Genomic DNA, 14600 nt, shown 5'->3' on the forward strand with positions numbered 1-14600 from the left:
AGAGTCCAAAATTGTGTTTTGGAAGCCGCGTATTTCAGCCTCTGACTGTCTCGCATCACTTGATCCGGCTATTCTTCGGATCCAGGTAATCCCGGACGGTATCTCCCAGCAGATTAAAAATAACCACCGATATAAAAATCGCAATTCCCGGCGACAGAACCACCCATGGATATGTCTGGATCATACTTCGTCCACCGCTCATCATGCTTCCCCACTCAGCCATTGGAATCTGCGCTCCAAGACCCAGAAAGGAAAGTCCTGCAAGCTCCATCATCATGGTTCCAATATCCAGCATAGCTGTTACCAGAACCGGTCCGATCATATTGGGAAGAACATGTCTAACAAGGATCTGAGCAGAACTGTCCCCAGCCAATATCGCCGCATGGATGTAAGGTTCCTCTTTCAAAGCCAGTGTCTGACTTCTGGCTATACGTGAATACTTTGGCCAGCTGACCACTGCCAGCGCAATAATAGCATTTTGGATACCTCCCCCAAGAATGGCCGCGATCGCCATTGCAAACACCAGCCCTGGAAATGCCAGACAGACATCAGAAATTCTCATCATAACAGAATCCAGAATTCCGCCATAATAGCCACAGCATAATCCCACAATCGTACCGAAAATGGAAATCACAGCCACCAGTATAAAAGTGGAAAAAATACTGGCTCTTGCTCCGCTGATCACCCGGGACAGCATATCCCTGCCATAGGTATCTGTTCCCATGGGATGCTGAAGGCTGGGTGCCTGAAGGGCGCTGGAAAGATCCTGGGCGTAAGGGTCATAAGGACAGAGATGGTCTGAAAAAACTGCCAGGATTACAAGACAGGCAGCCAGAACACTGAACAGTATCAGCTTTTGTTTTACATGGCTCTTTCTAAACCTCTGCACACGCACGGTTACGTGCTTTCCATTATCTGTTCTTTGCCCATTTTTCAGCACTACACTTTCTTTTTGACATCTACCTTGTTCTTTCTTACCCATCTTTGCCAGTATTTTACTTTCCGTTTTCTTTTCTGGCACTTCGTCCATTTTTTTTACACTCACTGCTTCGCACCTCCCAGACGGATTCTCGGATCAAGGAACCGGTAAGACAGGTCTGTGAGCAGATTCACCAGCACATAAATGATTGCCATCCACATAACATATGCCTGAATAATGGGATAATCGCGCATGGAAATAGCATCTACTGCCATTTTTCCAACACCATCCCACATGAAGATGGACTCCACAATTGCCGTACCACCAAGGAGGTTTCCCACTGACAGCATTAACAGGGTAATGACCGTAACCAGAGATGCCTTCATAATACTTTTCCATAAGGTAACAGAAAACTTCACTCCACGAGCACGGGCACCGGCTACATAATCCTTACTCAGCTCATCTAACACAGTAGCCCTCACCTGCCGCAGATATTTCGCAGACATGGCAATGGCCAGGGTTATAGCCGGCATTGCAACACTTTTCAGACTCACATCTTTAGCAATAACAGGAAAAATCCTGACCCGGATTGCAAGAAAATACATAAGCAAAAGTGATACAAAGAAATTAGGAAGACTGTTTCCTATAAAACTGCAGAAGCGAATCAGGTAATCAGCAATTGTATTCTGCTTCACCGCAGACAAAATTCCCAAAGGAATCGAAATAATAATAGTAAGCAAAATGGAAGTGGCCGTAAGAAGCAGGGTTGCCGGCAGTTTTGATATAAAAGTATCAAAGACCGAAACTCCTGATACATAGCTGTTCCCCATATCTCCACAAAGCAGTTTTCCTAGCCATACAAAATACTGGGTTAAAAATGGCTTATCCAGCCCCAGCTCTTCTCTTGCCGCATCCAGTTCAGCTTCCGATACTACCCCTCCTGTATTCTCCATTTTCCGTGTTACAACATCACTTCCTGCAATACGCATCATTCCATAAGAAAGAAAAGTAATTGCAAACAGAATGGGAATCAGCTGAAGGATACGTTTGATTGCATATTTTTTCATTTAATTGTCTCCATTCCATACTGTACAAGTAGGTTTTTACTCATTCTTTCATTCCACGGTGTAGTTTAGCAAAATAAAAAACAGCCTACAACCCGCCTGGGGGGTTATAAGCTATTCTTATTTGGAATATATTTTCGATTTTCAGGAATACCTTTTCTCTATTTTCGAAGACCGGCGCACGTTCCTTTAGCCGATTCTGCTTCGTTTTTCTTTTATCCCTTTCATATTCAGCTGCCATTCTCCAGCTTCAATTTTTCCCTTAAAAATCCCAGTAATTCCTCCATCAGCTCATCCGTGTCGTCATTCTTTCTTCTGATGTATCCGAAAACCACCTTATTCTTTTTGAATTCCAGCGGAATGCCTTTGTTTGCTGCCTTTTTATCATTGGAAAGATAACTGCCGCTGATATTGCAAAGTCCGGTCTCTTTCAACATCTTTTCCATAATGTAATCACTGTTTGTAATAATGGAGACATTCAGATTTTCCCAGCTGAACACACTACGTTTTTCTTTCTCTCCCAATTCCAGAAACTCATCACGGAAGTTCTGGATAAATCGGAAGTTCTTCATCTCTTCCATATTTACGTTGTGTGCTTTCTCTCTATCTGCTGCTTCCTGATATAACGTATTTAACTTTCCCGGATAAAATGTCGCCGTACTTTCCTGCATAACGGTAAAAACCAGCTTGTTTTTCGCCAGCTCATACTGGAATTCTTTCTTTTGCTGCTCCATCACATATACAAAGCCAATGTCTGAAAGGTAATCCCGAACACGTTCCATGACTGTGCGCACACCGGCTGTATAGATTTCAAAATGATAATCCTTGTCATAATTTTCCTTATAAAACTCCACAAACTGATTCGTAAACCAGGAACTGGGATTCAATGAAATCCGCAGATATTTTGCCATATTCCCATGGCTCATCTCTTCCAGTATCCGGGAATCATTTATGATCCTGCATGCATATCGGTATGCCTCCCGGCCTTTCGCCGTAAGCGCAATTCCCCTTGGCATACGCTCAAACAATACAATTCCCATTTCTTCCTCCAGTGCTTTGATTGCCTTGCTCACACTGGGCTGGGTTGTATAAAGAAGCTTGGCAGCCTCGCTGACAGAGCCTGTTTCAGCACACACTATAAAATATTTCAGTTGCTTCAGATCTAACATAGCTATTCCCTCTCTGACGAAAACTTCAATCTTTTTACATCTGCTTTCGTTCTGTTTTTATGTTTCCTCATCTACATCCAGCGCAAATCTGCAAAAATCCCCTCCACTGACTGCAAGATCAATGTCACTCGTCCTTTTGAAATCTCCACGCGCCCTTGCCCCAAAGAGAATTATCAAGCCTCACTCCCACCAGATTTCTTTCTTCCACTTTACCATATCTTCCTATTAAGTCAAGCTGTGTACTTTCAATTTAAGCAGGTTATATGAATTCCCTATAGCCAGCTATCTTTATTCCATATTAGACAAGACCAGATTTCTATGCTATCATTCAATTCATATTAATCCTAGTTACTAAATAGGAAACAAAATAAGAGGAGGATACAATTATGAGAAAAAGCATCTTGACTTTAGGAATTGCAGCAGTATTAACAGGAGTTCTGGCAACATGCAGTATGGCTTATGCAGCTGATGACGAGCTTGCACAGATTCAGGAATCAGGAAAACTGAAAGTCGGTGTGGAAGGAACCTATCCTCCATACACCTATCATGACGACAACGGAGAACTTACCGGATTTGACGTAGAAGTAGCAAAGGCAATTGCAGACAAGCTTGGTGTGGAAGCAGATTTCACAGAATCTGACTGGGATTCCCTTCTTGCAGGAATCGACAGTGGACGTCTTGATACAGTTATCAATGCAGTAAGTATCACACCTGAGCGTGAAGAGAAATACGATTTCGCAGGACCATATTTCTACATCACACAGCAGATCGTAGTAGCTAAGGATAATGATGATATCGTAGATATGGCTTCTCTGAATGGAAAAAAAGTAGCAAACACTGCCACAACCGCTTACCTTGATATTCTGGAAGACGCCGGTGCATCTCTTGTACAGATCAGCACAGCAGACGAAGCGGTTTCCCTGATTGAATCCGGACGTGCCGACTTCACAACCTTTAACTCTGTTGTATTCAATGAATACCTTCAGCAGCACCCGGATGCAAATCTGAAAGTTGCTTTCGTAATTCCGGACGTTGTAGATACCTACGCTGTCCCGATCAAGAAAGGGGAAACAGCTTTATATGATGCAGTTCAGAACGCTATTGACGAACTGAAAGAAGACGGAACTTTAAGCAAGCTTTCTGAGGATTACTTCGGCACAGACTTCACACAGCCACAGGATGAAAATGCAGCAAATACAGACACCGCTTCTGAGGATGCAACAGCAGAAAGCACTGATGAAAACTAATTACTTTTCCACAGCTGTTGTCCAGAACAACAGACAATCATCCAACAATTGAAAGTAAAAGGAAACAATTATGAGTGAACGTTTAGCAGGGATTCTGGTATCTTCTTTCACCAGAATCCTCATACCCGGAATAAAAGTTACAATCCCCCTTACCTTATTATCCTTTGTTTTTGGCTGCATCATCGCCCTTTTTCTGGCCCTGGTACAGATTGCCAATGTAAAAGGACTGAAGCAGTTCGCAAGATTTTACATATGGGTCTTCCGCGGAACCCCACTTATTGTACAGCTGTTCATCATCTTCTTTGGCCTGCCGTCTGTCGGAATTATCCTGGACGCTTTTCCATCCGCTGTGATTGCCTTTGCCCTGAACCTTGGCGCTTACAACGCTGAGATTTTCCGCTCTGCAATCCAGGCGGTACCAGAAGGACAGACAGAAGCTGCTTATATGGTGGGTCTGAGTTACCGCCAGACCATGACCAGGATTGTAATGCCCCAGGCATTCCGAATCGCTTTTCCACCACTGTTTAACTCACTGATCGGACTTACCAAGGACACTTCCCTTGCCTCCAGTATCACAGTTGTGGAGCTGTTCACCACCGCACAGCAGATTGCCGCCAGAACCTACGAGCCCTTCGCCCTGTACTGCGAGGCTGCTGTTATTTACCTTATGATCTGTACCGTACTTACATGGGTACAAAACTATTTTGAGAAAAAGCTGGTATGGAATGCTCCAGCACCAGTGAAAGGAGAATAATCATGTCTTATATTTCAAAAATTGACCCGGAAACAGCAGGCGAAAAAGAGAAAGAAGTAATCAGGAACCATCTTGCACAAGGATACAGGCTCACTAATGAAAAGCTTACTCTTCTCCATAATGCAGAAGCCTTTAAAGCCATCGAAGACAGCTCCTACTCCCTCGACCGGGAACTGCAGAGACTGATTGGAAAAAGAGCCGGTGACTTCTTTGAATATGCAATTTCCGAAGAAAATGACTGCCTGGTATGCAGTACTTATTTCAGAAAGCTTCTGAAAGATAATGGTATTGATTTCGACAATTTTCAATTTACAAAGAAGGAAGAATTACTTATTTCTTTTGGCCGCGCTCTTGCAAAAGATCCGAAAAACATTCCGGATGAAATCTATACTGAATTAAAAGAAGAATTTACAGAAGAAGAAATCGTAGTTATCACAGCTATGGGTGTGCTGATGGTTGCCAATAACTACTTTAACGATATTTTAAAGATCGAAGTATAATCAATGTCGCCTTCGGCAGCATCACCATATGTGAACAACTCGTATTTTAGATCATTTACTACAGAAGAAAGACTTTTAAACTTCTTCCTAATACCCTGTTATCAATTATCAAATTTCTATATAAGAATGTGAGAAAAAAATATGCTGGAAGTAAAGAATATCCATAAAAAATTCGGGACAAACGAAGTATTAAAAGGTGTTGATTTCAAAGTTGAAAAAGGTTCTGTGATTGCAGTTCTGGGAAACAGCGGTTCTGGAAAGACAACCCTTCTCCGCTGTATCAGCTTTCTGGAGCAGGCAGATAAAGGAGAAATCACCTTTGATGATTTCCATAAAGATATCACTGCTGTGACCAGGAAAGAGATCCGGCAGTTACGAATGAAAATGGGCTTTGTCTTCCAGGGATACAATCTTTTCCGCAACAAAACAGCACTTGACAATGTACTGAAAGGTCTTACCATTGCCCGTAAGAATTCTCCGGAAGAAGCGAAGAAAAAAGCTATGGAAATGCTGGAAAAAGTAGGCATGGCAGACCGCGCCAACTTCTATCCGGACCAGCTTTCCGGTGGGCAGCAGCAGCGTGTAGCTATCGCAAGAGCCATCGCCTACAATCCGGAAGTAGTTCTCTTCGACGAACCAACCTCCGCCCTTGACCCAAGACTTACCGGCGAGGTTCTGGATGTTATGAGAAAGCTTGCCGACGAAGGAACCACCATGGTCGTAGTCACCCACGAAATGGATTTTGCCAGAAAAGTTGCCAACTGGGTAGTCTACATGGAGGACGGTGTTATCGTAGAAGAGGGACCATCCAAAGAGTTCTTCTCACAGCCCAAGAGTGAGAAAACGATGGCATTCCTTCATATGACAAATTCGGATTATGTAATCTGATAACTTTCTTTTATTTTAATATCCCTTTTCCTATAGAAAAATGTGCCTGGGAAATAAATTCCGGGCACATTTTTATGTTATCATATATTTTTCAGGCTTGTATAACTATGATACCTGCGGATGGTTTCGTGCGCTGCACTCCCACAATCCTACTCAATATTCGCATATCATGAAGCATACGCTCCACTTTTATGCTTTCTTTGCTGCAATGGCAAACATCGGAGTTGGATTATAAAATTCATCCTTCTCTTTATAAACCCGTCTGCTCAATCCCAGGTCAATGGAAATCTGCTCCATTCCTGTTTTTCCAAGCTCTTCCACGTCCCAGGCCGGGCGGAGGTAAGAACTGATGGGCAGCTGACGTTTGATATCTTCGCACTCCTGCATCAGGGAATTTCCAAGCTGGTTGTGGGCATGGTTTTCCGGGAGATCGGAGGTTTCGGCGAAGTTTGTGGCGCCGTAGTTGGCATCAAAATTCAGGAGAAGTCCGCCTGGTTTTAATACTCTGGACCACTCTTTGTAAGCCTGGGCTGCTTCTGGTAAGGTCCAGGTCAGGTTTCGGGAAATGACTACGTCGAAGCTCTCGTCCTGGAAAGTTAAATGCTCCGCATCCATCACCTGGAAGTCGCATGTTACCTGCTCTTCTTTGGCAAGGATCCGGGAGTTTGTGATCATATCCGGAGTAAGGTCGGTGCCTGTTACCTGGTGTCCCTGTTTTGCAAGAAGGATTGTAAAGAAACCGGTTCCACAGCCCACATCCAGGATTTTAAGTTTACCATTACCAGTCTCTTTTTCCTTAATTTTTGCAACTGCATCTTTTCTTTCCTTGCTTTCATCCTCAATTTTTTTTTCAGGACTTAATGCCTTTTTAGGTAGGTATTTCTCAATTTCTTCCAGCCATCTCTTTGCCAGCGGACTATGTAACTCTGCCCTTCTCTGCTCCAGAAAGCTGTCGCTTCGCTTGGTCCAGTAGGCCGCAATCTTCTCTTTTCGGTCGTCTTCCTCATAACTGATCCGGCCATAAGCTACCATCGGACCATCCTTAATCACCTGCAGGGAACCAGTCTGATACAGGATCACTCCATCCCCATAGGAGGTACAGGTTTCCAGAATATTGTCCTCGTAATCCTTTACATATCCAAGGATTTCCCCTTCTGTAAACAGGTCTCCTGCCCTCTTCTGGGGATACCAGAGTCCCGTATAAGAGGCAGATTGATACTGCACATCCGTTACGTTTAACGGATAATATTTCCGCATACTTCTATGACCGTCATAAATACCGAGGAACCGTAAAATACTGCGTACATCACGCTTCATAGAACGCACTTCTTCTGTCTCCCAGGCTCCCATTCCGCCCCGCTCCAGAAGAACGGAAGGAATGCCGCAGGATGCTGCATAATTATAGCTTCCACCAGACGATACCTCAGATTTTACCATGTAAGGAACATCCACCTGCTCTGCCATCTGACGGGAAATTTTCATCACTTCCGGGGCTGCTTTACCTGCATAATACACATAGGGAGTCAGTTTCTCATAGTCGTCACCGCTGTGAAGATCAATATAAAAATCTGCCACCTTCTGCAGCTCTTCAACTACTGCATAAGCCAGTTTTTCGTATGTGGTACCTTCTTTTTTTCCTGGAAAAAGGCGGTTCAGATTCTCACCTGTCGCTCTGCAAAGAGAACCGTGACGGTTTTCAAATTCTTCCCTCGCCACTACCTTTACAATAATCACTGTTCCTGTCATTTTCTCAATTTTCAAATCTCTTCCAAGCTCTACGGCACTCTGGATTCCCACATATTCTCCAGCGTGGATACCAGCTGTGATAAGAGCTGTTTTACCTGGTTTTTCGCCCCTGACAATTGTTGCAGGAAGAGAAAATCTACCATTTCCAATGGAAATAAAACCATGGACACGCTGCCCTGGTGCCGCACTTAAGCCACCTATATTTATTATTTCACTCATTATTTTCTACCTTTTCCAATAATATCTTTACAAATAATTTTCCTTACGATTCAATAAAAACTTATCCTATTTTTTAAATACTCTAATACTTCATTCTTACAACCAACACCGCTTTACTTATCTTTAAATTCGTACAAATTTCTGTATATCACTGATAATATCTTTTTCTATTTTACAGCCTCCACCATAAACATGGGTGTAGATCCATAATTCAGCTTCTCTTCCTCGCTCCATACCTGCTGCCAGATGTCCTCATTCACCTGAATCTGCGCTGCTCCAAGCGCTTCCAGTACCTTCACATCCCATCCCGGACGCTTGGTCTCCGACAACGGAACCTGCAGCGCAATTTTCTCCATTCGGTCAATATCTGTGCACAGATAATGGTCATCCAAGCTTCCTTTTTCCACATTTTTACGGTCGTTCTCGTAAGCCTCACGCTTCTTATCATCATAGAGATATCCATACCAGTTGGCATCAAAATTCAAAAGCTTTCCACCTTTTTTCAGAACCCGAAGCCACTCTTTATAAGCCATTTCCGGATGGGGCAGATTCCAGGTCAGGTTTCTGGAAATGATCACGTCAAAGCTCTCATCTTCAAACTCCAATGCCTGGGCATCCATTCTTTTAAATTCAATATTCCGGCTTTTTTCTCCGATAAATTTCGCTGCATTTTCTGCAGCCTTTTCCAGCATTCCCGGAGTGTAATCTATGGCTGTTACATGATATCCTGCTTCCGCAAGGATCATAGGGAAAAAGCCTGGTCCTGTGCCGATATCCAGAATTCTTAGGTGGTCCTTATATTTGTCTGTATGTTGTTTTTCAGAAAATTCTTCTTCGAAAACTTCTTTTTCCACAGAATTGTTTTCTGAATCCTCATTTTTCCCAGACCTTTTTCCAAAAAATCCGCGTTCCAGAGTCTCCAGCCATGCCTTTTTCTGCATTCCCTTCAATTCTTTTTCATTCACCTCAGAATACCCCTCCGTCCGGGTGCTCCAATAGCTCTCTATTTCATCCAGTAATTTATCCAATTTCAAATCCTCCGCATTAAACTCCAATGTTAAAATATTATCAAAACCAGTTTTCTTCTGCAAGCCCCCCGGGGGGATGGAACTCTATATAAAAAAAGCAGACAAATCTGTATCTCTACAAACTCGCCTGCTCTCTTTTCTTTAAAAAGCTGTCTAAATCAAGGGAATTTCAACTATTACAAATGCTTCTCCAACAACACCAGCTGCACATCCGGTATCCCGTTAAATACTGTAGGCACAATCCCGATTTCCTTATATCCAAGCTTCTTATACAGCCCTCTTGCAGCAGCATTTCTTGCGTTGGTATCCATTCGAAGTTCCGGACAGCCGTGGCTTAAAGCGTAATCCTCATAAAACTTTACAAACTTCTTTCCATAGCCTTTTCCTGAAGCGGAGGGGGAAACTACCAGAGTGTGAAGAACGCAGACCTCCTCATCCCTGGCTGCGAATTCCCAATCGCCTTCTGCATAAGAATCCACCTGCGCTTTATTGATTCTGGCCGCTCCCAGGATCTCACCTGCATCCTCCAGAACAAACAAGTCCTTGGCATCTAATGCGGCCTGTGCCGTAGCTCTTGTAGGATACACACCACGGATCCAGCCAATGGTCTGCTGACCTGTTTCTTCTGCCGTATGAATGTCATTGTAAAGCTGTTCCACTGACACAAGGTCAGCCTGTGTTCCCTTTCGAATTACCATTTTCTGTCCCTCTCCTTATGCAAAATATAATTGTTTTTCTTCGTCTCGTAAAAAGCCCTATCTGCTTCTTTGTAATACTGTTCATAACTGTCAGGCTTCTGGATATATCTGGGATTTCATGCTTGTTATCTAGAGCATGTTTGAAAAAGGCTTTCTGCAAGATGTGCGTCACAATTTGTGGGAGATTTTGCCCGGATGAGGGCGCCGTAGCGGGCTACGGCAACCGAATTCGGGTGAAATATACCGCAAAGTGGGGTGTGCAGATTGCGGAAATGATTTTTCAAACAGGCTCTAATACATCGAATATTAAGTAACTGCCATATTGACTTGTCTGCATATTGGTATCGTTATTTACGAAACGATGTACTGGCTGTATTTTCAGCCGCAATTTCATCAATTCTCACAAGCTCTTCCTCCGTAAATGGTGCACAGTGGATTGCTTTTATGTTATCAAGGATCTGCTGTGGTCGTGATGCTCCAATGAGTACACTGGTCACCTCCTGCTGTGCAAGCAGCCAGCCAAGAGCCATCTCCGAAAGCTTCTCGCCACGCCCTGCAGCCATATCATTCAGCTCCCGGATCTGCTGCAAACGTTCTGGCGTCAGATTGCTTTCCTTCAAAAATCTGCCGTCTGTACGGATACGGCTGTCTTCCGGAATACCATTAAGGTAGCGGTCTGTAAGCTGTCCCTGCGCAAGAGGACTGAAGGTGATCAGACCTTTTTTCAGAATTCCTGTGGTCTTTTTCAGTCCATTTTTCTCCACAGTTCTGTCAAAAATAGAATAACGATTCTGATTAATTACAAAAGGACAATGCATTTCCTGCAAAATCGACGCTGCCTGTGAAAGTGTTTTTCCATCGTAATTGGAAAGCCCCACATACAGGGCTTTTCCGCTCTGCACTGCACTGGCCAGCGCTCCCATGGTCTCTTCCAGAGGGGTCTCCGGGTCCATTCTATGATGGTAAAAAATATCTACATATTCCAGTCCCATACGCTTCAGGCTCTGATCAAGACTTGCCAGAAGATACTTGCGGCTGCCCCAGTTCCCATAAGGACCATCCCACATTTCATATCCTGCCTTGGTAGTAATGATCAGCTCGTCCCTGTATTTTCCCAGAGCTTCTTTCAGAATCCTGCCGAAATTAATCTCTGCACTCCCTGGCTCCGGTCCATAATTATTCGCCAGATCGAACTGTGTGATTCCGTTGTCAAAAGCTGTAAAACACAACTGTCTCATATTCTCAAATTTAGAAGTATCACCAAAATTATGCCATAGTCCAAGTGACACCTTCGGCAGCATAAGTCCGCTGTCACCACAACGGTTGTATTCCATTGTTGTATAACGTTCCTTTGAAGCAACATACATAATAAAGTCCTCCTTGAAAACGATAATTAAGTTCAGTATACTCCCTGTGGAATGATTTGTCATGAGAAAATATGACTGTTTATGGTATTACTGTTCGGAACGTGTTACTGTTCGCTGGTAATATTCCGCGAGGTGTTTTTGTGAACAAAGTTCACAGAAAACCCGAGAATTAAGTTTGCGCAGCAAACGCTACTTCTTGTGCTTGTCACAAGAAGGTTCGTCTTTCTGTGCATGGCGAAGCGCGTTACTGGTCACGGAGTGAACAGTAACCGGAACGTTACCAATAAGCAATAACAAACAACTGGCAGATTGTTGACTACAAACCGCAACACAAAATTGAACAGCAGAGATTATTTCAAAAAAATAATTGCCCCAAACGGTAAACTATGGTATTCTATAAGTATTATACTTGTGCAGATATGCAAGCTAGAAATTGAGGTGATCTATCGTGAAATCTAATGAATCCGCTGAGAACTATCTGGAAACCATTCTTATTCTCAGCAAAAAGAAACCTGTTGTGCGTTCCGTTGATATTGCTGATGAACTTGGATTTAAGAAGTCAAGCGTCAGTGTTGCTATGAAGAACCTTCGTGAAAAGAACCATATCACTGTCACTCCAGAAGGATATATTTATCTTACCGAATCCGGACAGAAGATTGCAGATATGATTTATGAGCGACATGAATTTTTATCCTCCTGGCTGATCAGTCTGGGTGTTGATCCGGAAACTGCAACCTCCGATGCATGCCGTATCGAGCATGTCATCAGTCCAGAGAGTTTTACCGCTATCAAGGAGCATCTCTCTCCTGGTAAATAAATTATACGCATTGCGTTTTTGCATTGCATTTTCTTACAATTACAGAAGCTCATTGACTGCTGTACGCAGCAATCATAAAGACCTGTACTCCGGATAAAACCAATGACAAGGTTCCATCATTGTAAAATTTTATCCGGATACAGGTCTTTTTTATTTATATACTTTTCCTTATTTCACCAGATAATATCTGGCAGAAAATGGTCCCATTTTAAATACTGCTTTTCCGCCTGTAATTACCTTTTCTTTTTTCGTGTAGCGCTTTTTACCGCCATATTTCACCATATCACTTGCCAGGAGAAGCTCATATCCGGCATAATCTTTTTCCAAAGTGTATTCCTGGATTTCGTCGGAGAAATTGAACACAGCCAAAATTTTCTGATCCCCACTGATTCTTTCAAACAGATACATGCACTTCTGCTCCTGATGGCAATCCACCCATGAGAAACCATCCTGGCTGAAATCTCTCTGGGAAAAAGCACTGTTCTTCAGATAGCATTGGTTCAGATCTGCCATGAATTTATGAAATGCTTCATGAATAGGGAATTTTAGCAGAATCCAGTCCAACTCATCCTTTTCGCACCATTCTTTCAGCTGTGCCAGCTCATTTCCCATGAAATTCAGCTTTGCACCCGGGTGCGCATACATATACATATAGAAAGCTCTTGCCTGTGGAAATTTCCCGTCATAACCACCGTTCATCTTCTGGGCGATGGTTGCCTTTCCGTGGACAACCTCGTCATGGGACAATGGCAAGATATAGCGCTCATTGTAAAAATACATCATAGAGAATGTCAGCTTGTGATATTTTTCCTGTCTTTCTTTTGCATCTGCCTGAAAATAAGACAGAGTATCATGCATCCATCCAAGATCCCATTTGTAATCAAATCCAAGTCCGCCCTCCCATACCGGCTTTGTCACACCCTGATAGGGAGTGGAATCCTCGGCAAAAAGGAGGCAGTCAGGGATTCTTTCCTTTAAGCCCTGATTCATGGTACGGATAAATTTCAGAGCTGCCAGGTTTTCTCCACGTCTTGCGTCCCCCTGCCAGTAAATCAGATTTCCTACTGCGTCCATGCGAAGGCCATCGAAATGGAATTCATTCATCCAGTAATAGGCAGAGGACTGCAGAAAACTGCAAACTTCCCCTCTGGAATGCATAAAATTGCAGCTTCCCCATTCGTTGCGGCCAACTGCCATGTTTGGATATTCATAAAGGGCTGTTCCGTCATATTCTGCCAACGCATAATCATTCACTGCAAAATGCACTGGAACAAAGTCCAGAATGACCCCAATTCCAGCCTGGTGGCACTGGTCTACAAATGCTTTCAGTTCTTCCGGCTTACCATAGCGGGAGGTTGGACTAAAATATCCTGTATCCTGATATCCCCAGGATTCGTCGCATGGGTACTCACAGAGAGGCATGAGCTCCACATAATTATAGCCGTGTTCCTTCAAATAGGTGATAAGGATCGGTGCCAGTTCCTCATAGGTGTACCAGTCTTCCTGTCCTTCGCCTCGTTTTTTCCAGGAGCCAAAATGCATTTCATAAATGTTTACTGGTTTGTCGTAGCTTGCTTTGCGGTTTTTCAGCCATTTGCTGTCGCCAAATTCATAACCGCCAAGAGCATAGGTCTTTGAAGCAGTGCCTGGACGCATCTCGCTATAAAAAGCATAGGGGTCTGCGTGGTCCACGAAGGAGCCGTCCTGACGGTAAATTCTGTATTTATACATCAGGTCAGAGCCTACATTATTCATGGTGCATTCCCAGAAATTGCCATCATGAACGCGGTTCATAGGAGTCTCTGTCCAGCCGTTGAACTCACCAATTACAGATACTCGCTGCGCTGCCGGGGCAAATGTACGGAAGGTGGTTCCGCCATCCCATACGTGAGCACCAAGGTACTGATATGCTTCAAATTCTTTTCCTGTATAAAAGTTGTAAAAATCCATGTTTTTGCTCTCCCATTCATTATAAAAAGATATTAGACAGTAGTTGTTTTTCTCTGTATAATAAGTATAATTGTGTAAATAAAAAATTGCTACCGACGAAAAAAGACATTAGTTGGATTTCCAACGTTTTTTGAAATGTGTCGGATTTCTTTATAACCTATTTAGTGTGTTGAAAGTTGTTCAAGGCGGACGCACTCGGACAATGGTGATTGCTCACTCGCCGGCGCAACGCTC

At 43.4% G+C, this 14600-nt stretch carries 15 protein-coding genes and 1 pseudogene; 6 read left to right on the forward strand and 10 right to left on the reverse strand.

The window, feature by feature from the left end; genetic code table 11:
* Positions 1 to 55: 55 nt before the first annotated feature.
* From nikC to AB5618_RS03455, 4 genes are all read right to left on the reverse strand, one after another.
* A complete protein-coding gene (nikC, locus tag AB5618_RS03440) occupies positions 56 to 1045 on the reverse strand; it encodes a nickel transporter permease (RefSeq protein ID WP_256144226.1) in 990 nt (329 codons plus the stop codon).
* On the reverse strand, positions 1042 to 1986 hold the full coding sequence (locus AB5618_RS03445; RefSeq protein ID WP_173769340.1) for an ABC transporter permease: 945 nt from the start codon (positions 1984 to 1986) through the stop codon (positions 1042 to 1044). Before AB5618_RS03445 ends, nikC begins: the two co-directional genes overlap by 4 nt.
* A 227-nt stretch (positions 1987 to 2213) precedes the next feature.
* Positions 2214 to 3152, reverse strand: coding sequence for a LysR family transcriptional regulator (locus AB5618_RS03450; protein WP_173769341.1), 939 nt, complete (start codon positions 3150 to 3152; stop codon positions 2214 to 2216).
* A 57-nt stretch (positions 3153 to 3209) separates the two neighbouring features.
* A complete protein-coding gene (locus AB5618_RS03455) occupies positions 3210 to 3329 on the reverse strand; it encodes a nucleotidyltransferase domain-containing protein (RefSeq protein ID WP_173769342.1) in 120 nt (39 codons plus the stop codon).
* A 209-nt stretch (positions 3330 to 3538) separates the two neighbouring features.
* Here AB5618_RS03455 and AB5618_RS03460 point away from each other — a divergent pair, with 209 nt between their 5' ends.
* From AB5618_RS03460 to AB5618_RS03475, 4 genes are all read left to right on the forward strand, one after another.
* Entirely contained in the window at positions 3539 to 4399 is an 861-nt protein-coding gene (locus tag AB5618_RS03460; protein ID WP_173769343.1) for a transporter substrate-binding domain-containing protein, read from the forward strand.
* A gap of 70 nt (positions 4400 to 4469) precedes the next feature.
* Complete coding sequence (locus AB5618_RS03465; protein WP_148461103.1) at positions 4470 to 5153, forward strand: amino acid ABC transporter permease; 684 nt, start codon at positions 4470 to 4472, stop codon at positions 5151 to 5153.
* A gap of 2 nt (positions 5154 to 5155) precedes the next feature.
* Positions 5156 to 5653: a hypothetical protein gene (locus AB5618_RS03470; protein WP_173769344.1), complete on the forward strand. Its 498-nt coding sequence runs from the start codon at positions 5156 to 5158 to the stop codon at positions 5651 to 5653.
* Positions 5654 to 5794: 141 nt separating this feature from the next.
* Complete coding sequence (locus AB5618_RS03475; RefSeq protein WP_368366491.1) at positions 5795 to 6541, forward strand: amino acid ABC transporter ATP-binding protein; 747 nt, start codon at positions 5795 to 5797, stop codon at positions 6539 to 6541.
* Positions 6542 to 6730: 189 nt separating this feature from the next.
* Here the strand turns inward: AB5618_RS03475 and AB5618_RS03480 are convergent, their stop codons facing one another.
* From AB5618_RS03480 to AB5618_RS03495, 4 genes are all read right to left on the reverse strand, one after another.
* A complete protein-coding gene (locus AB5618_RS03480; RefSeq protein WP_195379187.1) occupies positions 6731 to 8506 on the reverse strand; it encodes a methyltransferase domain-containing protein in 1776 nt (591 codons plus the stop codon).
* A gap of 167 nt (positions 8507 to 8673) precedes the next feature.
* On the reverse strand, positions 8674 to 9534 hold the full coding sequence (locus tag AB5618_RS03485) for a class I SAM-dependent methyltransferase (protein WP_202017079.1): 861 nt from the start codon (positions 9532 to 9534) through the stop codon (positions 8674 to 8676).
* A 176-nt stretch (positions 9535 to 9710) separates the two neighbouring features.
* Complete coding sequence (locus AB5618_RS03490; RefSeq protein WP_173769346.1) at positions 9711 to 10232, reverse strand: GNAT family N-acetyltransferase; 522 nt, start codon at positions 10230 to 10232, stop codon at positions 9711 to 9713.
* Between the two features lie 125 nt (positions 10233 to 10357).
* A complete protein-coding gene (locus tag AB5618_RS03495) occupies positions 10358 to 10474 on the reverse strand; it encodes a DUF6783 domain-containing protein (protein ID WP_308768459.1) in 117 nt (38 codons plus the stop codon).
* On the opposite strand from AB5618_RS03495, the pseudogene AB5618_RS03500 reads away from it, so the two are divergent.
* Positions 10433 to 10546 (forward strand): annotated as a pseudogene (locus AB5618_RS03500) (DUF6783 domain-containing protein); the annotation flags it as partial. The gene AB5618_RS03495 and the pseudogene AB5618_RS03500 sit on opposite strands and share 42 nt — an antisense overlap.
* A 33-nt stretch (positions 10547 to 10579) precedes the next feature.
* On the opposite strand, the gene AB5618_RS03505 reads toward AB5618_RS03500, so the two are convergent.
* Entirely contained in the window at positions 10580 to 11599 is a 1020-nt protein-coding gene (locus AB5618_RS03505) for an aldo/keto reductase (protein WP_180006259.1), read from the reverse strand.
* Between the two features lie 448 nt (positions 11600 to 12047).
* Here AB5618_RS03505 and AB5618_RS03510 point away from each other — a divergent pair, with 448 nt between their 5' ends.
* Positions 12048 to 12416, forward strand: a complete 369-nt coding sequence (locus AB5618_RS03510; RefSeq protein ID WP_118578152.1) for a metal-dependent transcriptional regulator — start codon at positions 12048 to 12050, stop codon at positions 12414 to 12416.
* 168 nt (positions 12417 to 12584) lie between these two features.
* Here AB5618_RS03510 and glgB read toward each other — a convergent pair whose 3' ends face one another.
* Complete coding sequence (gene glgB / locus AB5618_RS03515) at positions 12585 to 14366, reverse strand: 1,4-alpha-glucan branching protein GlgB (RefSeq protein WP_368366492.1); 1782 nt, start codon at positions 14364 to 14366, stop codon at positions 12585 to 12587.
* Positions 14367 to 14600 lie beyond the last annotated feature (234 nt).

This window comes from Ruminococcus sp. J1101004sp1_RTP21198st1_B9_RTP21198_201120 (assembly GCF_040924245.1).
Lineage (GTDB): Bacteria > Bacillota > Clostridia > Lachnospirales > Lachnospiraceae > Blautia_A > Blautia_A faecis.